This window comes from Micromonospora alfalfae (assembly GCF_022230925.1).
GTDB classification, from domain to species: Bacteria; Actinomycetota; Actinomycetes; order Mycobacteriales; family Micromonosporaceae; genus Micromonospora; species Micromonospora alfalfae.
This window is the reverse complement of the sequence record NZ_JAKKFH010000045.1, coordinates 197,217-217,638: the sequence shown is the minus strand read 5'-3', so window position 1 is coordinate 217,638 and position 20,422 is coordinate 197,217. Positions and strand designations below refer to the sequence as shown.

General features: G+C 70.9%; 13 protein-coding genes. 5 read left to right on the top strand and 8 right to left on the bottom strand.

Annotated elements, in window-relative coordinates:
- Positions 1–9: 9 nt before the first annotated feature.
- Positions 10–510: a transcriptional regulator NrdR gene (nrdR, locus tag MED01_RS29965; protein ID WP_238671825.1), complete on the bottom strand. Its 501-nt coding sequence runs from the start codon at positions 508–510 to the stop codon at positions 10–12.
- Positions 511–1,049: 539 nt separating this feature from the next.
- Between nrdR and lexA the strand changes: the two genes are divergently transcribed.
- Entirely contained in the window at positions 1,050–1,835 is a 786-nt protein-coding gene (gene lexA, locus MED01_RS29960) for a transcriptional repressor LexA (RefSeq protein ID WP_121654997.1), read from the top strand.
- 73 nt (positions 1,836–1,908) lie between these two features.
- Here lexA and MED01_RS29955 read toward each other — a convergent pair whose 3' ends face one another.
- Positions 1,909–3,729 (bottom strand): hypothetical protein, encoded by a 1,821-nt coding sequence (locus tag MED01_RS29955; RefSeq protein WP_238671824.1) that lies wholly within the window; start codon positions 3,727–3,729, stop codon positions 1,909–1,911.
- Between the two features lie 50 nt (positions 3,730–3,779).
- Positions 3,780–5,234 carry a GTPase HflX gene (hflX, locus tag MED01_RS29945; protein WP_238671823.1) on the bottom strand — a complete coding sequence of 485 codons (1,455 nt, stop codon included), beginning with the start codon at positions 5,232–5,234 and terminating at the stop codon, positions 3,780–3,782.
- A gap of 183 nt (positions 5,235–5,417) precedes the next feature.
- Here hflX and MED01_RS29940 point away from each other — a divergent pair, with 183 nt between their 5' ends.
- On the top strand, positions 5,418–6,884 hold the full coding sequence (locus tag MED01_RS29940; protein ID WP_238671822.1) for an NAD-dependent malic enzyme: 1,467 nt from the start codon (positions 5,418–5,420) through the stop codon (positions 6,882–6,884).
- A gap of 139 nt (positions 6,885–7,023) precedes the next feature.
- Here the strand turns inward: MED01_RS29940 and dapF are convergent, their stop codons facing one another.
- Genes dapF through MED01_RS29925 form a run of 3 tightly spaced genes read right to left on the bottom strand, consistent with a single transcriptional unit; the run spans position 7,024 to position 9,552 of the window.
- Positions 7,024–7,869 (bottom strand): diaminopimelate epimerase, encoded by an 846-nt coding sequence (gene dapF, locus MED01_RS29935; protein ID WP_238671821.1) that lies wholly within the window; start codon positions 7,867–7,869, stop codon positions 7,024–7,026.
- Positions 7,870–7,876: 7 nt separating this feature from the next.
- A complete protein-coding gene (gene miaA, locus MED01_RS29930; protein WP_372493756.1) occupies positions 7,877–8,800 on the bottom strand; it encodes a tRNA (adenosine(37)-N6)-dimethylallyltransferase MiaA in 924 nt (307 codons plus the stop codon).
- Positions 8,785–9,552, bottom strand: a complete 768-nt coding sequence (locus tag MED01_RS29925; RefSeq protein ID WP_238671819.1) for a class III extradiol ring-cleavage dioxygenase family protein — start codon at positions 9,550–9,552, stop codon at positions 8,785–8,787. The genes miaA and MED01_RS29925 overlap by 16 nt, the downstream gene beginning before the upstream one ends.
- Positions 9,553–9,702: 150 nt before the next feature.
- On the opposite strand from MED01_RS29925, the gene MED01_RS29920 reads away from it, so the two are divergent.
- From MED01_RS29920 to MED01_RS29910, 3 genes are all read left to right on the top strand, one after another.
- Complete coding sequence (locus MED01_RS29920; RefSeq protein ID WP_238671818.1) at positions 9,703–10,911, top strand: DUF349 domain-containing protein; 1,209 nt, start codon at positions 9,703–9,705, stop codon at positions 10,909–10,911.
- Between the two features lie 664 nt (positions 10,912–11,575).
- The gene (locus MED01_RS29915; protein WP_238671974.1) at positions 11,576–13,171 is read left to right on the top strand and encodes a cellulase family glycosylhydrolase; all 1,596 of its coding nucleotides are present in this window, start codon (positions 11,576–11,578) and stop codon (positions 13,169–13,171) included.
- 305 nt (positions 13,172–13,476) lie between these two features.
- On the top strand, positions 13,477–14,826 hold the full coding sequence (locus MED01_RS29910; RefSeq protein WP_238671817.1) for a pectate lyase family protein: 1,350 nt from the start codon (positions 13,477–13,479) through the stop codon (positions 14,824–14,826).
- 40 nt (positions 14,827–14,866) lie between these two features.
- Here the strand turns inward: MED01_RS29910 and miaB are convergent, their stop codons facing one another.
- Positions 14,867–16,360: a tRNA (N6-isopentenyl adenosine(37)-C2)-methylthiotransferase MiaB gene (gene miaB, locus MED01_RS29905; protein WP_308193577.1), complete on the bottom strand. Its 1,494-nt coding sequence runs from the start codon at positions 16,358–16,360 to the stop codon at positions 14,867–14,869.
- 164 nt (positions 16,361–16,524) lie between these two features.
- Positions 16,525–20,385, bottom strand: coding sequence for an FxSxx-COOH system tetratricopeptide repeat protein (fxsT, locus tag MED01_RS29900; protein WP_238671816.1), 3,861 nt, complete (start codon positions 20,383–20,385; stop codon positions 16,525–16,527).
- Positions 20,386–20,422: the final 37 nt, after the last annotated feature.

Genomic DNA, 20,422 nt, shown 5'->3' with positions numbered 1-20,422 from the left:
TGTGAAGATTCAGCTGGTACGGCCGGCGGCCTCAACCGCACCGGCCCGGCCCTGCTCCCGCGCTTGCGCCGCGGCCCGCAACGTCTCGATCTCGCGCTCGAAGTCGGCGAGCGAGTCGAACGAGCGGTAGACGCTGGCGAACCGCAGGTAGGCGATCTCGTCCAGGTCGCGTAGCGGACCCAGGATCGCCAGGCCCACGTCGTGGCTGGGGATCTCGGCGGCCCCCTTGGCCCGGACGGTCTCCTCCACCCGCTGCGCGAGCAGCGCGAGTGAGTCGTCGTCCACCGGCCGGCCCTGGCACGCCTTACGCACCCCGCCGATGATCTTCGTGCGACTGAACGGCTCGGTCACCCCGCTGCGCTTGACGACCGCGAGGACCGCCTCCTCGACGGTGGTGAACCGTTTGCCGCACTCCGGGCAGGACCGCCGCCGTCGGATGAGCTGGCCGTCGTCGGCCTCCCGCGAGTCGACCACCCGGGAGTCAGCGTGCCGGCAGTACGGACACCGCATTCGCCAACCTCCTAATAATGATCAACTGCGAGCACTCCGGACACCCTCGGACACGACTCACCGCGACGGTGCCATCCTCGGATGACGCCGCCGTGATCGACGTTACGGGAGTGCGGTCGGTAGTCAGACCCAACCTGTAGGCAACTTACGCCCGTGTCACTACTACATCTAGGGGTCGACCGTATGTCGCTGCGGAAGCCGGGTCAAGTTGGCCGGCGTGTCCGGCGCGTCACGGACCATCCGGTCACCCACGCACCGCACAGCGCCCGAAGACCCAACGTCACGATGCCGCCCGGGTTACCGGCCAACCGGCCGGACACGGCCGGAAAATGGTCCAGGATCGAACACCAGTGCTACCTGACGTACCATTTATCAGAACATCCGTACGACCGGAGCGCTTTTTCACCCCGACACGCCGGTGAGAGGTCGTACAGATGTTTGAAAATGACTGATCTCACCTATACGGTCATGAACAACGTGGCACCACCGCACGCACCACGAGCCGACGAGGCACCCAGCGCCGACCAGGGAGGACGGACGTGACCGAGGACCGGGCCAGCCGGCCGAAGAGCCCGCAGCAGATCACCGAGGCGGGCCCGCCAGCCACCCGACGCCGCAGCGCCGCGCGCAGCCGGACGGGTCAGCCCGCCGTGCGCCCGGTCACCCCGGTGGTCAGCACCTTCCCCGACCCGGCGACAGTCGACCTGACCGCCCGCCAACGGCGCATCCTGGAGTTCATCCGCACCTGGGTGGAGCGCCACGGCTACCCGCCGAGCGTCCGCGAGATCGGCGAGGCGGTCGGCCTGGTGTCGCCGTCCAGCGTCGCCTACCAGCTCAAGGAGTTGGAGAAGAAGGGCTTCCTGCGCCGCGACCCGAACCGGCCGCGCGCGGTGGACGTGCGCGCCCCCAGCGAGGCGATCGACGACGAGCTGTCGAGGGCACAGCGGCCGACCCCGGCGTACGTGCCGATGCTCGGTCGGATCGCCGCCGGTGGGCCGATCCTCGCCGAGCAGGCCGTGGAGGACATCTTCCCGCTCCCCCGCGAGCTGGTGGGTGAGGGCGAGGTCTTCATGCTCCAGGTCAAGGGCGATTCGATGCTCGACGCGGCGATCTGCGACGGCGACTGGGTGGTCGTCCGGCAGCAGCCGACCGCCGACTCCGGCGAGATCGTGGCCGCCATGCTCGACGGCGAGGCGACAGTGAAGACCTACCGGCGGCGCGACGGGCACGTCTGGCTGATGCCGCAGAACCCGGCCTTCGACCCGATTCCCGGCGACGACGCCACCATCATGGGCCGGGTCGTGGCGGTGCTACGCCGGATCTGACCGATCGGCGGGTGGGTGCCAACGGCGCTCACCCGCACCGCTCGTCAGGGCAAATGAGCGGCTCAGCGTCCGATCAGTAACGGTCGCCTCGGGGACCGCGACCGCCCCCGGGATACTGCCCGTACGGGTCGACGGGCGAGTCGTCGTCACGTCGCCGGCTGGGCCGCTGGCCCCGGTAGTCGGGCTCCTGCCCGCCGCGCCGGGGAGGCTCCGCCCGACCAGGCTGACCGCCGTCGCCGCCGTACACACCACCGCCAGGACGGCCACCGCCGCCCTGCGGACGACCACCGCCACCGGCCGGAGGACGGCCACCGCCGCCAGCCGGAGGACGGCCACCGCCGCCAGCCGGGGGACGACCACCGCCGCCAGCCGGGGGACGACCACCGCCATCGGCCGGGGGACGACCGCCACCACTGGCCGGGGGGCGACCGCCGCCGCCGTAAACGCCAGCACCGCCGCCGTCCGGGCGCGGCGCACCGTAGCCACCGTCAGCCGGAGCCGGCCGGCGGGCACCGCCGTACACGGCACCGCCCGCCGGGGCCGGGCCACCGCGACCCGCACCACCCGCCGGGGCCGGGCCACCGCGACCCGCACCACCCGCCGGGGCCGGGCCACCACGACCCCCACCGCCGCCGTAGACCGCGCCGCCGGCCGGCGCGGCGCCCCCGTAGACACCACCCCTGCGGTCATCGTCGGCCGGGAAGCCGTCGACGGCACGGCTTCCGCGCGGGCCGAACGGCTCACCATCCGGATCCGACAGGTCGGACGCGTCAGCGGTCGGCGGCCGGCGGCGCGCGCGAACGATGCCGAAGATCCCGGCGGCGACCAGCAGCAGGCCGATCAGCCCGACCGCCCCGACCAGGTACGTGATGTCGTCGAGGCTCAGCCCAGCGGTCCAGGACTTCGAGGCGGCCGGCTTGGCGCCGTCCTCGGCGGCCAGTGGCACGGCTGTCGACGTGGACGGGGTGTAGCCGAGGATGTCGAGCGGCTCGTCCTCGGTGAACCGGCCCGCGTCGGAGACGGTGACGAACGACTTTCCGTCCGAGGTGTAGCTGATGGCCTCGCCGAACGGGTCGGCCAGCGGCGTCACCCGCGGCTTGCCGGTGGTGAGCGCGCCCACGATGTCGCCATCGGTCACGTCGAACTCGAACGCGTCCGCGTAGGTGCGCAGGACCACCCGGGAGCCGTCCGGCGCCCGGGACGCGCCGGTGATGGCGATCCGGCCGAACGTGTTGAGGGTGTTCTCCGTCTGGGTCTTCGGCAGCGTGAGCTCGCCGGCCTTACGCATCGGCACCGGGTCGGTGTCGCCGCTCTTGAGGGCCGCCGACGGCGTGTAGATCTCCGCCTTGCCGCTGGTCACCTTGGTGATGATCAGCGGTTTCCCGTCGTCGCCGATGAGCAACGCCTCAGCGTCGTGCGGCTTGGCCTCGGGGTAGGAGAGCCGGTGCAGCGTCGGCTTGGAGCCGGTGACCGGCATCGACCAGAGCGCGACGCGGCTGCGGCGCTCCTTCGAGTCGGGGTTGTCACCGGTGTCGGCGATCCAGAGGGTGCGGCCGTCCTTGGACAGGGCGAGATCCTCGGTGTCGAACGGACCCTGCCCCGAGTAGTGGACCGGCTCCTTCGAGATCTTGCACTTGCTGTCGAGGAAGAACACCCGCTTGCGCGCCGCGACGTCGGTGCCGTCGTTGATGACGATGTAGCCACTCTTGGTGGCTACCAACCCGGAGAGCTCCCGTAGGCGCTCGTCGGTGATCGTGCATCGCTTCTGGCCAGGGTTCGCGGCGGGCGGCCCGGACGCCCCAGGGGCGGGAGCCGCTGCGGCGACTCCGGCGAGCGCCACGGTTGCCCCGAGCAGGCCGAGGGCAACCGTGACCGAGGAAACAACGCGGCGCATTCGGCCAGTGTCGCATGCCGCGCGTTTCCGGTGGATGACGCCGTGGCCGCTCAGGACCGGCTGCCGGCCGCCTGCCCCTGCCGCTCCACGTCGAAGGCCGTCAGCTCCGCCGCCAGCTCCGCACCGACGCGGACGTGCAGCAGAGTCCCCTCCGGCAGGTGCGACGTGCTGAGCACCTCTCCCGTGCGGTGCGCCCGAGCGACCAGGTCACCCCGGTCGTACGGCAGCACGACCCGGACCTCCACGGCCGGGCTCGGCAGCCGCTCCTCGATCGCCGCGCGCAGCTCGTCCATGCCCCGACCGGAGTACGCGGACACGAAGATCGCGTCCGGCCAGAGCCGCTTGAGCCGCAGCAGAGTGTCCTCGTCGGCCGCGTCGGTCTTGTTGACCACCAACAGCTCGGGGAGCCGGTCCGCGCTGACCTCGGCAAGCACCGCGTGGACCGCCCGGACCTGCTCCTCCGGATCCGGGTGGGTGCCGTCCACGACGTGCACCACCAGATCGGCCTCCGCGACCTCCTCCAGCGTCGAGCGGAACGCCTCGACGATCTGGTGCGGAAGGTGTCGGACGAAGCCGACCGTGTCGGAGAGGGTGTAGAGCCGCCCGTCCGAGGTGGTGGCCTTGCGGGTCGTCGGGTCCAGCGTGGCGAACAGCGCGTTCTCCACCAGCACGCCCGCGCCGGTCAGACGGTTGAGCAAGCTGGACTTGCCGGCGTTGGTGTAGCCGGCGATGGCGACCGCGGGCACGGCGTTGCGGGAACGCCGGGCGCGCTTGGTGACGCGTACCGTCTTCATGCTCTTGATCTCGCGACGCAGCCGGGAGATGCGGTGACGGATGCGCCGCCGGTCGGTCTCCAGCTTGGTTTCACCGGGGCCACGAACACCCACACCGCCGCCGGCGCCGCCGCCCCGGCCGGAACCACCGGTCTGCCGGGAGAGCGTCTCACCCCAACCGCGCAGTCGGGGCAGCAGGTATTGGAGCTGGGCCAGCTCGACCTGCGCCTTACCTTCCTTGCTCTTGGCGTGCTGGGCGAAGATGTCGAGGATCAGCGCGGTGCGGTCGACGACCTTGACCTTGGTGCGCTGCTCCAGGTTGCGCAGCTGCGACGGGGAAAGCTCACCGTCACAGATGACCGTGTCGGCGCCGGTGGAGAGCACCACAGCACCCAGATCGTCGACCTTGCCACGGCCGATGTACGTGGCCGGGTCGGGTCGGGTACGACGCTGGATGAGCCCTTCGAGCACCTGCGAACCGGCCGTTTCGGCCAGCGCGGCGAGCTCGGTCAGCGAATTTTCCGCGTCGGTGACGGTGCCTTCGGTCCAGACGCCCACCAGGACGACCCGCTCCAGCCGCAGCTGGCGGTATTCCACCTCGGTGACGTCGGTGAGCTCGGTTGACAGGCCCGGGACGCGTCGGAGGGACTGCCGCTCCGACAGATCCATCTCGCCGGTGGTGACGTCGTCGAGCTCGTCCTCGACGGGGACAAAGCTCTCCTGGTCTCGCAAGCGGTTCTCCTGTCCGTTTTGATAAGTAGAACGTAATCCTGACATGACACAACGCCGAACGCACCTGCTATATGCCCATGGTGAAGGTCGCCAAAAGTGGGGGCGAATGCTGGTCGGCCGCGACAACCCGGTAGAAATGCGGGCGGCGGCCGATCGGCCGCACAGCCGTTACGGAGGGATCCCGTGGCCATCACCCGACTGCCCAGCGCCGGATTTTCGATCACCATCCGGATCGCCGTCACCGCGGACGCCTCCTCGATCGGCCGGCTCACCACCTCCGTCGGCGAGGCCGGGGCGATCGTCACGGCGCTGGACGTGGTGGACTCGGACCCGACCCACGTGATCGTCGACCTGACCTGCGACACCGCCGACGCCGGCCACGCCGACCAGGTGGTCGACGCGCTGACCGCGCTGGACGGCGTGGACGTGCGCAAGGTGTCGGACCGGACGTTCCTGCTGCACCTGGGCGGCAAGATCGAGGTGACCTCGAAGGTCGCGCTGCGCAACCGCGACGAACTGTCCCGCGCGTATACCCCGGGGGTGGCCCGGGTCTGCATGGCGATCGCCGAGAACCCGGCCGACGCCCGGCGACTGACCATCAAGCGCAACACGGTCGCTGTGGTCAGCGACGGCTCGGCGGTGCTCGGTCTGGGCAACCTCGGCCCGGCCGCGTCCCTGCCGGTGATGGAGGGCAAGGCCGCGCTGTTCAAGCGCTTCGGCGGGGTGGACGCCTGGCCGGTGGTGCTCGACACCCAGGACACCGACGAGATCGTGCAGATCGTCAAGGCCATCGCGCCGGCCTACGGCGGCATCAACCTGGAGGACATCGCCGCGCCGCGCTGCTTCGAGATCGAGGCCCGGCTGCGCGAGGCGCTGGACATCCCGGTCTTCCACGACGATCAGCACGGCACCGCGATCTGCGTGCTGGCCGCGCTGACCAACGCGTTGCGGGTGGTGGGCAAGCGGCTCGAGGACGTCCGGGTGGTCGTCTCCGGAGCCGGCGCGGCCGGCACCGCGATCATGAAGCTGCTGCTGCGCCAGGGCGTCGGCGACATCATCGCGTACGACCGGGAGGGCGCCCTGCACCGCGGCCTCACCGGGCTCAACTCGGCGTGGCAGTGGCTGGCGGAGAACACCAACAAGGAGAACTACTCCGGCGACCTGCCCGGCGCGATCCGTGGCGCCGACGTGTTCATCGGGGTCAGCGCGCCGAACCTGCTCACCGGCGACGACATCGCACAGATGGCGAAGGACTCGATCGTCTTCGCCCTCGCGAACCCGGACCCGGAGGTCGACCCGCGCGAGGCGCGCAAGCACGCCGCAGTTGTCGCCACCGGCCGTTCCGACCAGCCGAACCAGATCAACAACGTGCTCGCGTTCCCTGGGGTGTTCCGCGGCATGCTGGACGCGCACGCCGAGGAGTTCACCGAGGAGATGGCCATCGCGGCCGCCCGTGCCATCGCCGACGTGGTCGGCGAAGAGAAGATCAACCCGACGGTGATCGTGCCGAGTGTCTTCGACTCCCGGGTCGCCCCGGCGGTCGCCGCCGCCGTGCGCGCCGCCGCGAACAACCCCAGCCCGCTCCCGGCCGCCGACCCCGGCCCGGCCGACCTCCCCGAGATAGCGGCAAACGCCAGCGCCACCCCGTAACCCCCACCCAGGCCCCCCGGCCCCGCCCTCTCCCCCGTCGATCATGAAGTTATTGCCGTGACACGCCGAGCTGGCTGGCAATAACTTCATGATCGACGCGGTGCACCTGGGGGGTGGGTGGGTCGGGGTGGGGGTGGCGTCAGGGGCGGAGCTTGGTTGGGTCCAGCTCGCCGGTCGCCACCAGGACGGCGGGGCCGGAGAGCCAGCAGGAGTTCTCGGTGACGGTCACCGTCAGGCGTCCGCCGGGCACGTCGACGGCTACCACTCCGGTGTCCCGGCCGAGGTCGCGCAGGGCCACCGCGCCCACCGCGCAGGCACCGGTGCCGCAGGACAGCGTCTCGGCGCTGCCGCGCTCGTACACCCGCATCACTGAGTGCTCGTCGGTGCCGTCGACCGGGTCGCCCGCCACGATGAACTCGACGTTCACCCCGCTCGGGAAAACCGTCGGGTCGAACCCGGGCGCGACGGTCAGGTCCAGCGCCGACAGCTCCACACCGGCCGGCAGGACACAGACCAGGTGCGGGTTACCGACGTCCACCACCGCACCGGTCACTGTCAACCCGCCCACGGTGGCGGCGGAGCTGTCGTACACCTGGGGTCGGCGCATCTCGACGGACACGGCGTCGCCCTCGACCAGCGCACGCACGACGCCGGCCCGGGTGGCCACCGGCAGCGCCGCGCCGGCGGGCGTGGCCAACCCGGTGTCGAGCAGGTAGCGCACGAAGACCCGGGCGCCGTTGCCGCACATCTCGGCGAACGAGCCGTCGGCGTTCCAGTAGTCCATGAACCACTCGGCCTCGCCGGCCAGACCCGCGCCGTCCGGGTGCTTGGCCGCGCGGACCACCCGCAGTACGCCGTCCGCGCCGATGCCCCGACGCCTGTCGCAGAGCGCCGCGACCAGCTCCGGGGTCAGGTCGAGCTGACCGTCCGGGTCGGGAAGGAGGACGAAGTCGTTGCCGGTGCCGTGGCCCTTGGTGAACTCCACAGCCCCATCATCGCGCAGCCGCCGGCACCAGACGCAGGGCGGCCCCGATCAGGTCTGGTTCCGCCGAGTCCAGCCAGTGGATCCGCGGGTCACGGCGGAACCAGGACCGCTGCCGGCGGACGAAGCGCCGGGTAGCCCGGACCGTCTCGTCGTGCGCCTGCGCCTCGGTCAGCTCACCGGCGAGCAGGCGCAGCACCTGCTGGTAGCCGAGCGCCCGACTCGCCGTCCGCCCCTCGGGCAGCCCGCGCCCGACCAGCTCACGGGTCTCCGGCACCAGGCCGTCGGCCCACATCCGGTCGACCCGCAGCGCGATCCGCTCGTCCAGCAGGCCGGTGTCCAGGTCGACGCCGAGTTGCACCGACGGGTAGTACGGCGTGGGTTGCGGCAGCGAGGCGGCGAACGGCGCGCCGGTCAGCTCGATCACCTCCAGGGCCCGGACGATCCGCCGGCCGTTGGCCGGCAGGATGCTCTCGGCGGCGACCGGGTCGGCGGCGCGCAGCCGCGCGTACAGCGGGGCCGGGCCAACCTCGGCCAACTCCCGTTCCAGCCGCTCCCGCAGCGCCGCGTCCGTGCCGGGGAACTCGAAGCGCTCCAGCACCGCCCGCACGTACAGGCCGGAGCCACCGACCAGCAGCGGCACCCGCCCCCGGGACAGGATGTCGTCGATGGCCGTGCGGGCCAGTCGCTGGTACTCCGCGACGCTCGCCGGCTCGGTGACCTCCCAGATGTCCAGCAGGTGATGCGGCACCCCGTCCCGCTCGGCGACTGTCAGCTTGGCGGTGCCGATGTCCATGCCCCGGTAGAGCTGCATCGAGTCGGCATTGACCACCTCCCCGTCCAGGGCATGCGCCAACGCGATGCTCAGCGCTGACTTGCCGGCCGCGGTCGGACCGACCACAGCCACCACCAGGCCCGTCACGCCCGCTCCCAGGACGCCACGAAGTAGGCCACCCCGTAGGGCACGGAGTCGTGCAGCAACTCGCCGCGCCACCCACCACCGGCCGCCCGGGCCGCGCCGGCGAGCACCTGCCACGGGGCGCGACCGGCGGCCTTCAGCTCCGTCGACACCACCGGGTCGAGGTCGAGCAGGGCGTCCAGGTCCGCGTCGGCCAGCGCCGCGGCAACCCTCTGGTCGTACGGAAGAGCGCGCGCGTCGTCGTACCCGGGTGCTTTCTCTCCCCGGCAGGCCGACCCGTCGCCGAGCACCAGCGACGCCACCCGGTCACCGGCGGCGCCGACCTCGTCGGCGAGCGCGGCCAGCTCGGCCGGACCGGCGTCGGCGGCCACCTGCACGGCGGTCACCGGCGGTCGGGTGTCATGACGGGCCAGCAACCACGCGCCGATGGTCAGGCTCAACGGCAGCACCGCGCCCCGGTCCGGTTGGTCCGGCACCAACGGCACGTCCAGATCGACACCCCAGGGCTGGAGGGAACCGGTCGCCGGGGTGCGGATCGGGCCGGTCACCGGGCCGGTGCCCAACAGCACCACAATGTCCGGATCGGTGGCCAACAGCCGGCGTACGGCGGTGTCACAGGCCGCCCGCAGATCGTCCAGCTCCGGGGCTGCGGAGCCGGCCACATCGGGCACGAGCAGGGGCGGATGCGGGCAGACGGCGGCGGCGACCAGTGGCACCCGTCCACCGTAGCGGGAATCCCCGGTGCGTCTCCGCGCCGATCCGGTCATTCGGCCCCTAGGACACCGTATGGTCACGGTCGGCGATAGGCGCTCGACGCGGACCGGGTCGGACCTGTGACAATGCCGGAAGCAACTTGGCTGCGCCGTGGCGGCGACGGGGGATCGATCCCTCGACGCCGGGAGAACGAGGATGGGCACATGAGCGACTGGACTGCCTTCGGACGGGTGGACGCGGACGGCACCGTGTACGTCAAGACCACCGAGGGAGAGCGGGTGGTCGGATCCTGGCAGGCGGGAGCACCGGAGGAGGGCCTGGCGCACTTCGCGCGTCGCTTCGCCGACCTGGTGACCGAGGTGGACCTGACCGAGGCGCGACTCAAGTCGGGTGCGGCGGACGCCGGGCACTCGTTGAGCACGATCCGGCGGATCCGTGCCACGCTGCCCGAGGCCAACGTCGTCGGCGACATCGACGCGCTGGCCACCCGCCTGGACAAGCTGGCGACCCTCGCCGAGGAGAAGGCCGGCGAAGCGCGCGCCGCCCGGGACGCCGCTCGCGGCGAAGCCCTGGCCCGCAAGACCGCGCTGGTCGAGGAGGCCGAGAAGCTGGCCGCCGAATCCACCGGGTGGAAGACAGCCGGGGACCGGCTCAAGGAGATCCTCGACGAGTGGAAGACCATCCGCGGGGTCGACAAGAAGGCCGACGGTGAGCTGTGGAAGCGGTTCGCCGCCGCCCGGGACGGCTTCACCCGCCGCCGCGGCGCCCACTTCGCCTCCCTTGACTCCCAGCGCAAGCAGGCCCAGACCGCCAAGGAGGAGCTGGTAGCCGAAGCGGAGAAGCTCTCGGACTCCACCGACTGGGCCGCCACCGCCAACCAGCTCAAAGACCTGATGACCCAGTGGAAGGCCGCGCCGCGCGCCTCCAAGGAGGCCGAGCAGAAGCTCTGGGAACGATTCCGGGGTGCGCAGGACGCCTTCTTCAGCCGGCGCAGCGAGGTCTTCTCCGCACGGGACAACGAGCAGCGCGGCAACCTTGAGCGCAAGCAGGCCCTGCTCGCCGAGGCCGAGGCGTTGGACATCGACGCCGACCCGAAGGGCGCCCAGGCCAAGCTGCGGGAGATCCAGGCCCAGTGGCACGAGGCCGGCCGGGTGCCCCGCGAGGCGGCCGCCGGGCTGGAGCGTCGACTGCGCGTCATCGACGACAAGGTCCGTGACGTGATGGACTCGGCGTGGCGCCGCACCACCAAGGAGGACAACCCGCTGCTCGCCCAGATGCGGGCGCAGGTGGCGGAGGCCGAGGACCGGCTGGCCCGGGCGCAGAGCGCCGGGGACGCACGCCGGATCAAGGAGGCTGAGCAGGCCCTCGCCTCCAAGCGGCAGTTCCTCCAACTCGCCGAGCAGGCCGGCTGAGCTGACCACGTCCGGAGCCCTCGGTCCCCAGCGGGACCGGGGGCTCCCGCGTGTCCGGCCTCAGCCCCCCGCGCCCGCCTCCAGGCGCCCCCGCCGAGCCCGCGGCCTCGCACCACCGCGTCCCACGCCACCGCGTCCCGCGCCACCGCGTCCGCGTCCGCGCCCGTGTCCAGGCCCGCGCCCGCGCCCGTCAAGGTCATGCTCGATCCTGGATGTAGTGGCATCGGCACGCCTACAGACCACTACATCAATGTTCCAGCGCGATCATGGAGGGCGCACGCGACGCAAGGCGGGCAGCGCGAGCGGGGACCGCACACCAGGCGCGCGGGGGACCGCACCAGGCACGCGGGCGAGCGGGGACCACACACCAGGCACGCGGGCGAGCGGCAGGACCCGGACGGCAGGGGCGCAGCGAGGGTCAGGTTGACGCATTGACGTGGGCTGATCAGAATGAGCGACGGAGCCAGGTAGGGCCACCGGCGCGAGGGCGACGAAGGCGGAACATCCGCCGTCGAGGGTCGCCGGTGAGCTTCCGCGAGTGACCACGTCCGCGTGACATGGGCCGTTGTGTGCTGTCCGCGTACCCCTGGGGACCGTGACGTGCCGACGGCCGCCCGCCGGCGTCGTTTCTGGACGACGTCGGACCTCCGAAGTGGAGCTCGAATTGTTCCGTCCTAAAGCTCTCGGCGGCGCGCTCACCGCGCTCGTCACCGTCGCGGCTGGCGTGTTCCTCGCCGCCGCCGTCAGCACCAGCCCGGCCGTTGCCGCCGGTACCGGTACGGGTTATCTGCACACCAGCGGCAACCAGATCGTTGACAGCACCGGTGCGACTGTCCGGTTGACCGGCATCAACTGGTTCGGCATGGAGACCGACAACAAGACCTTCCACGGGCTGTGGTCGAACAACCCGTGGCGGGGACAGCTCGACACGATGGCCCGGTTGGGTTACAACACGTTGCGGGTGCCGTACTCGAACGACGCGCTGAAGTCGGGTGCGACAGCAAGTGGGATCAACGACTTCGTCAACCCGGACCTGATCGGGCTGTCGCCGTTGCAGATCCTGGACAAGGTGATCAACTATGCCGGCAGCAAGGGCATGCGGATCATTTTGGACCGGCACCGGCCGACGGCCGCCGGGCAGTCACCGCTCTGGTACACGTCGACGGTTTCCGAGGCGACCTGGATCAACGACTGGAAGATGCTCGCCCAACGGTACGCGGGCAACCCGACGGTGATCGGCGCCGACCTGCACAACGAGCCGCACGCGGAGGGAACCAACCCGGCGGCCACCGGTGCGTGCTGGGGCTGTGGCGACACCACCCGGGACTGGCGGCTCGCCGCCGAGCGGGCCGGGAACGCCATCCTCGGTGTCCAGCCCAACTGGTTGATCTTCGTGGAGGGGGTGAGCTGCCCCAGTGGTGGCCTCTCCAACGTCTGGGACGGCGACACCAGCAACGACGAGGACTGCGGTTGGTGGGGCGGCAACCTGTCGAAGGCGGGTCAGTTCCCGGTGCGGCTGAGCGTGGCGAACCGGTTGGTCTACTCGCCGCACGAGTACGCCACCTCGGTGTACCGGCAGACCTGGTTCGACGCCCCGGACTACCCGGCGAACATGCCGGCCATCTGGGACAAGTACTTCGGTTACCTCTACAAGCAGAACATCGCCCCGATCATGATGGGCGAGTTCGGCAGCACCCTTGTCGACCCGAAGGACAAGGTGTGGCTGGAGAAGCTGATGGCGTACACCGGGACCGGGGTGACCGGGATGTCCTTCACCTACTGGTCGTGGAACCCCAACTCGGGTGACACCGGCGGTATCGCGCTTGACGACTGGACCAATGTCAACACCGCCAAGCAGGCGATCCTCCAGCCGTACCTGATCGCGCCGTCCGGTGGCGGCACCAGCGGGCCGCCGACCGGTGGGCCGACGGACCCGCCGACGGATCCGCCGGCGGGCGCCTGCACGGCCACCTACCGGCAGGTCAACGCCTGGCAGGGCGGCTTCCAGGGCGAGTTGACGGTGAAGAACACCGGCTCTGGCGCTGTGAACCCGTGGTCGGTCACCTGGAGTTGGCCGTCCGGGGTGACGTTGGGCAGTGGCTGGAACGCCACAGTCACGCAGTCCGGTACGACTGTCACGGCGGCGGCTCCGAGTCACGCCCCGTCCCTGCCGGCGGGCGGGTCGGTCACAGTGGGCTTCACCGCCAACGGCACGGCCAGCGCGCCGGGCACTGTGAAACTCAGCGGCACCGGCTGCTGATCCACCGGGACGGCCGGCACGCAGCCACCGGGACGGCCGGTGCGCAGCCACCGGGACGGCCGGTGCGCAGCTACCGGGACGGCCGGTGCGCAGCGCATCGGCCGTCCCGGCCATTTACATTCAGGGTCTTCTATGTTCTTATCGGGAAAGCGCTTGCCTCTTTGTTGGTGGGCGCGAGCGCGGGAGCCGCTTTCCTTCACGAACCTGCACTGGCGGGCCCGAGGACCACTGGTCCCGGCCGAGATTCGCCGCCCACGGGCATGGGCGTCGCGACACCTCCGTCCGCCTCACCGAAAGGAAGCAGCATGCGCACAGGACGGCGTCGAATGACGCTGATCGCCACCACGGCCGCAGCCACCGCCACACTGGTCACCGCCGGGCTGTTGACCTCCGTGTCCGCCCAGGCGGCCGCCGGCTGCCAGGTGGCCTACTCGGTCGCCAGCCAGTGGCCGGGCGGATTCACCGGCAACGTCACCGTCACCAATCTCGGCGACCCGGTCTCCGGGTGGACGCTGCGCTGGTCCTACGGGGCCGGTCAACAGGTCAGCCAGGCGTGGGGTGCCACCGCCTCGCAGAGCGGCAGCCAGGTCTCCGCCACCAACGTCGACTACAACGGCAACCTGGCGACAAACGCCAGCGCCACGTTCGGCTTCAACGCGAGTTGGAACAGCTCCAGCAACCCGGCTCCGAGCAGCTTCAGCCTGAACAACGTCGCCTGCACCGGCAGCACCGCACCGACCACGCCGCCGCCGACCGACCCGCCACCGTCGAGCACTCCCCCGCCCAGCACGCAGCCGCCGTCGACACTGGTCGGCTGGGCCACCCAGAACGGCGGCACCACCGGTGGCGGCAACGCCGCCACCACCACAGTCACCACGGCCTCCGCGCTGACCAGCGCGCTGAACGCGACCGGCGCCGCGGTGATCCGGGTGTCCGGAACGATCACCTGCTCGGGCATGCTGCGGGTCCGGTCCAACAAGACCATCCTCGGCAACTACGGCGCGACCATCGTCGGCTGCGGGCTCAACGTCAGCGGTGACCGCAACGTGATCATCCGCAACCTGACCTTCCGCAACTGGAACGACGACGCGATCAACGTGCAGGAGTCGGCCACCAACATCTGGATCGACCACAACAGCTTCAGCAACGGGTACGACGGCGCCGTCGACATCAAGCGCGGCTCGGACTTCGTCACCGTCTCGTGGAACCGGGTCTTCAGCCACGACAAGACCATGCTGCTCGGTCACAGCGACGACAACGCCAGCCAGGACGTCGGTCACCTGCGGGTGAGCTACCACCACAACTGGTTCGACGGCAGCAACCAGCGCAACCCCCGGGTGCGCTTCGGCAACCCGGTGCACGTCTACAACAACTACTACCGCGCCAACGGCGGCTACGGCGTGGCGTCCACCGAGAACGCCGGCGTGCTCGTCGAGGGCAACTACTTCGAGAACGTCGACGACCCGTACCACCTCGGTGAGGGGGATTCCGGGCCCGGCCGCCTGGTCGCCCGCAACAACCACTTCGTCAACTCACCCACCGGCCAGGCCGGCGGCAGCGTGGCCAGCATCCCGTACTCCTACCAGCTGGACACCGCGAGCAACGTCAAGTCCATCGTGACGGCGGGCGCCGGCGCCGGCAAGATCACCGTCTGACCACGGAGGGGCCCCTCGTCGAGGGGCCCCTTCCGTGCGGTCAGTGGGTGGCGCAGCCAGCGACGGGAGCGGGCGCGACCGGCGGTGCGCCGATCGTCGGCAGACCGAGCAACACCCCAGGGGTACGCGGGGAGCGACCCGCCTCGGCCGCGTCACCGGCCCGGGTGCGACGGTGCGCCACCGGCGGTCCGTCGGCGTTCAGGTGGTGCGGCGCGGCGTACGTGACAGTGGTGTGCACGATGTCCCCCGGCCGGATCTGCCCAGCGAGGGACTCCCCGTCGGCGGTCTCGGTCGCGAAGTGCACCAGTCGACCGTCGCGGGCCCGACCGGACATCCGGCCGGTCCGCTCGTCCTTGCGGCCCTCGCCGACAGCGACCAGCACCTCGACGGTCTCACCGACGAGGCGCTTGTTCTCCGCCCAGGTGATCTCCTCGACGCAGGCGATCAACCGCTCGTAGCGCTCCTGCACGACCTGCTTGGGCAACTGGTCGTCCATTGTCGCGGCGGGGGTGCCGGGCCGCTTCGAGTACTGGAAGGTGAAGGCCGAGGAGAACCGGGCCTCCCGGACCACGTCCAGGGTGCGCTGGAAGTCGGCCTCGGTCTCACCGGGGAAGCCGACGATGATGTCAGTGGTGATCGCCGCGTCCGGCATCGCCGCGCGGACCTTCTCGATGATCCCCAGGTAGCGCTCGGAGCGGTAGGACCGGCGCATCGCCCGCAGCACCTCGTCGGAGCCGGACTGCAACGGCATGTGCAGCGAGTGGCAGACGTTCGGCGTCTCGGCCATCGCCGCGATCACGTCGTCGGTGAAGTCCTTCGGGTGCGGGCTGGTGAACCGGACGCGCTCCAACCCGTCGATGTCGCCGCAGGCCCGCAGCAGCTTGCCGAACGCGTACCGGTCGCCGAACTCCACGCCGTACGAGTTGACGTTCTGCCCGAGCAGGGTCACCTCCAGCACGCCCTCGTCGACGAGCGCGCGCACCTCGGAGAGGATGTCGCCGGGGCGTCGGTCCTTCTCCTTGCCGCGCAGCGCCGGCACGATGCAGAACGTGCAGGTGTTGTTGCACCCCACCGAGATCGACACCCAGCCGGCGTACGTCGACTCGCGGCGGGTGGGCAGCGTGGACGGGAAGACGTCGAGGGACTCCAGGATCTCCACCTCGGCTGCGGCGTTGTGCCGGGCCCGCTCCAACAACACCGGCAGCGCGCCGATGTTGTGGGTGCCGAAGACCACGTCCACCCAGGGGGCCTTGCGGACGATGTCGCCCCGATCCTTCTGGGCGAGGCAGCCGCCGACCGCGATCTGCATCCCGGGGTGCTTGTCCTTCACCGGGCGCAGCCGACCGAGGTTGCCGTAGAGCCGGTTGTCCGCGTTTTCCCGCACCGCGCAGGTGTTGAAGACCACGATGTCCGGGGTGTCGTCGCCAGCCTGTGCACGCTCGTATCCCGCCTGCTCAAGCAGGCCGGAGATGCGTTCGGAGTCGTGCACGTTCATCTGGCAGCCGTACGTGACGACGTTGTAGGTCCTAGCCACCCTGTTGGTGCCCCTTCCCCTCGGGCTACCAGGGTAGCGGCCCGGTCCGGGGGGACCTCCGACCGGCATTGTCCGGTCCTGCGGCGTCGACCCGGCGACCTGGCGACCCGTGGTGAGGGTCGACGGCCCCGGCTGGCGCGCCCGACCCGGACTGGCGTCTTCGATCAGAACAGGTGCGGGTTGATCATCCGAACGATGAGCCGCTCTTCGCGCAGGTCCTGCACGCTGGGGTGCTCCGGGCCGATGACCTCGGCCAGCCGGTCCGCCACCGCCCCGACGTCCTCCACGGGAGCGCCGCCGCCGACGTGCCTCGACACCAGGGCGAGATCACCGAGGCAACGCAGCGTGTCGGGGTGGTCCGCGCCGAGCACCGCCGACAGCCGCGCGGCGGTCTCTCGCAGCAGGTCCGACGCCGACACCCGGTCATCCTCCTCGGCGAGACACACAGCGTGGTTCACCTCGGCGGCGAGGGTGTGCGGGTGGTCGGGGCCGAGCACCTTGCGCAACTCAGTGGCCGCCCGGGCAGCCGACGCACGGGCTTGCGACCTGCGGCCGAGCGCGTGCTGAGCCGCGGCGATGTTGGTCAACGTCGCCAGGGTGCACGGGTGCTCCCGGCCGAGCCGCAGACCCAACTCGTACGCCTCGGTCACCGCGTTCATCTCGGTCAGCGCCTGAGCCGCATCGCCGACGGCCAGCAGATTCGCCGCCCGGCTCGCCCGGCATGCCACAGTGCCGGGGTTGTCCGGGCCGAAGCGTTCGTCGAGTTCGCGGTACGCCGTCTCGAACATTGGCGCGGCCTCGCTGCCCCGCCCGCAGCTGTGCAGGGACACCGCCAGGTTGATCTGGGCGACGAGACTCTGGCCGTCATCCGGCCCGAGCACCTCGCAGTACGTGTCGTACACAGTGCGTAGCAGGGTGGCCGACCTCTCGTATTCGCCAGCTTCCCGCAGGTCGATGCCGAGGCGCATGGCGGAGACGAGGGTGCCCGGGTGGGTCGGGCCGAGCACCAGCCGCCGCCGTTGATGCACCTCGTCGTCCCAGCGACGGGCCGACCGGTAGTCGCCGACCAGCCGGTACGAGACGGCGAGGTCGCTTGCCGCGGTCAACGTCCGTGGGTGGTCCTCGCCGAACACCTGGAGCCAGGAGGCGTAGGTGGACCGGTTCCGTTCCAGGGCCTCGGCGTAGCGGCCGAGCGCCCGCAGGTCAGCGCCGAGGCCGCCGGCGGTCATCAGGGTGTGCGGGTGCAGCGGACCCAACAGCCGGTTCTGCTCGGCCAGCACCGCCTCGTCCAGGTCCCGGGCCTCGTTGAACCGGCCCAGGCTGCGCAGGATGTTCGCCCTGTTGAACCGCAGGTGCAGCAGTTGGCGGCCCAGCACCGACGCCTCGACCTCGTCGTGCGTGTCGCCGAGCCGAGCGGACCAGGTCTCGTCCACCTCCTGGCTCAAGGCGTCGGCCTGGTCCAGACCGCCGCGCTGCCACAGATAACACACCCGGTCGATCAGCAACTGACACACCGGCTCGTCCAGGCAGGCCAGCGCGTCGGAAACCTCCAGGTGCGGCCAGAGCATGCGCAGCCGGGCCCAGGTGGTTGGGTCGCCCACGTCGCCACGGGGCCGGGACGCGGCCAGCACCAGGTGCACCTGGTGCTGGGCAGCGGTGATCTCGTCGTCGGTCATCCGGTCGCGGACCACCGCCTGCAACAGCCGGTGCACCTGGACCCGACCGCCCTGGACGTCCAGTTTCAGCAGTGCCAGGCGGTTGATCTGCTGAACCAGGGCGCCGCGCACGAGCCGCTCCGACACCGATGGGTCGAACGGCACGAGAGCAGCCGCCATCTCGTCGCTGTAGAGGAGTTCCAGGGCGATCTCCGGGGCCAGCACCGAGCAGAGCTGCAACAGCCGGTACGCGGCGGGCGCCTGGTTCAGCAGCCGGTTCAGGGCCAGGTCCCAGGTCGCCTCGATGGAGAGGGCGGTGGGACCGTGCCGCTCGATCTGGCGCAGGTAGTCGGCGACCGCCGTGCCGGTGTCGGCGAGCCAGGCCCCCGCCGCGGCCACCGCGATCGGCAGGTCGCCGAGCGCCTCGGCCACCCGGTCCGCCTCCTCGGCGCTGATGGTGGGCACCCGCTGGGCGAGGTGCGCCACGCTCTCGGTGCGGTCGAAGACGTCCACCTGGATCGAGTTCGCCCGGTCACCCCAGGCGCGGTTGCGGGAGGTCAGCAGGACGTGCCCGGGGCCCTGCGGCAGGAAGGGCTCGATCTGGTCGAGCTCTTCGGCGTTGTCGAACACGATGAGCCACCGCTCGTACGGCTCACCGCGCCCGAGCACCTGGAGCATTGACCGGACCGTGTCGGGCAGGGTCGGCCCGGCGAGGATGCCGAGACGAGCGGCGAGGTCGGCGAGGGCGGTGTCGACGAACTGCGGCGGGTCCGCCACGATCCACCAGACCACGTCGTACGCGGCCTTGAACCGGTGGACGTATTCCAGAGCCACCTGCGTCTTACCGACGCCACCCATGCCCTGCAGAGCGACCGGCAGCACCACCGCAGTACCGCCGCTGCGCAACTGCGCGCGCAGCCGCGCCAGGTCGTCCTCCCGGCCGGTGAAGCGCGCGTTCCGGTTGGGAGCGTTGAAGACCAACGGCTCGGTGCCGGGATAACGGGCACTCCCGCCCGCCGGGCCGTCCGCCGAGGGCGGCACCGGCCGGCCGACCAGCCGCAACACCCGCTCCACGGCGGTCGTGGCGCTCACGTTGACCAGGTTGGTGGAATTCTGCGACTGGAATTCCGCCAGCGGACGAAGGTCGGCGACGTACACGGCCAGGGCGGTGGCACCGGTGCTCCGGTCCCGGTCGGGCAGAGCATTGGACGACGTCGCCAGGTAGGCCGATGAGACCACCGTCAGCGTGCGCGGGGCGGGGACGCCGACGCTGGCCGTGGGCTCCACCACCCGCAGCCCCGCCGAGTTGAGCACCCGCTCCAGCCACTCGGCCCAGATGGCGTCCTCCGGTGCGTACCGCAGCATGATCTCGTCGTCGATCGCCTCGGTGCGGCGGCGGAAACGGGCCTCCCCCCGCTCCCGCACCGACTCGTCCATCAGCGGCAGCGCGGTCACCGCGCCGTCGGTGAGAATCCCCGTCAACGTCTCGTACGCGGCCAGCAGTGACGTCGGCGAGCCGGGCGGATCACAAAACGTCGCCAGCTTCTCCTCGTACGCGTAGAACGGTCGGTACGGCACCTCCACCGCGGCCCAGTAACGCCGCCGTTCCGCCTCGGTCATGCCGGCCGGCAACCCGGCGAACCGCCGCATGGCCAGCAGGCGACCCGCCTCCGCCCGCTCCTTCTCGGCCTGGTCGACCCGCATCGGCACCGGCAGGACCCGGATGTCGCGCCGCCGGTACCGGTCCCGGACCGAGTGCGCCACCCGGGCCGCGCCGTCGATGCCCTGGTCGCTGAGGGTGAAGCAGTCGACAAGGGTGTCGGGCAGGTGCAGGGTGCAGATGTCGGCGACGTCGCTGAGCCCCGTCCGGCTGTCGATCAGGGTGAAGTCGTACTGGCGCTTCATGTCCGCCCGCATCGCCTCGAAGAACTGCGCCCCGCCCAGCCGGTTGTAGAAGTTGTCCCAATCCAGCCCGCTCACCGAGACGGCGTAGTCGCTGTTCTGCCGGCCGGCGGAGAGGAAGTCGAGACCGCCGTCGCCGGGGAAGTTCCAGCGCAGCGGGAACGTGTGCCGCCCGAGCCGGGCGTACTGCTCCATCCAGCGGTCCGGCCGCTCGTCGACCCGGGTGGTCTCCCACTCGTAGTCACGGATCATGTCGATCACGCCGCTGGCGCCCTGGATCGCCTCGGCGTCGAGGAACGGATGGAAGAAGCGGTGCAGACCGGGGGACTCGAGGTCCCAGTCGGCGACGAGCACCCGCCGGCCGCTGGCCGCCAGGATCCAGGCCACGTTGGCCAGCGCCATCGTCCGACCCGTTCCCCCCTTGAACGAGTAGAAGGTGACGACCTGGCCTTCGCGATCGTTGTTCATCGGCATGCTCCGTGGGGACGCGGTGGGCCCGGCCTGG

Excerpts from the sequence above, each read along its gene's own strand:
- MED01_RS29955 (WP_238671824.1), bottom strand. The coding sequence starts at position 3,729 with ATGCGCCGCGTTGTTTCCTCGGTCACGGTTGCCCTCGGCCTGCTCGGG.
- MED01_RS29920 (WP_238671818.1), top strand. The coding sequence starts at position 9,703 with ATGAGCGACTGGACTGCCTTCGGACGGGTGGACGCGGACGGCACCGTG.
- MED01_RS29925 (WP_238671819.1), bottom strand. The coding sequence starts at position 9,552 with ATGACCGGATCGGCGCGGAGACGCACCGGGGATTCCCGCTACGGTGGA.
- nrdR (WP_238671825.1), bottom strand. The coding sequence starts at position 510 with ATGCGGTGTCCGTACTGCCGGCACGCTGACTCCCGGGTGGTCGACTCG.
- MED01_RS29910 (WP_238671817.1), top strand. The coding sequence starts at position 13,477 with ATGCGCACAGGACGGCGTCGAATGACGCTGATCGCCACCACGGCCGCA.
- fxsT (WP_238671816.1), bottom strand. The coding sequence starts at position 20,385 with ATGAACAACGATCGCGAAGGCCAGGTCGTCACCTTCTACTCGTTCAAG.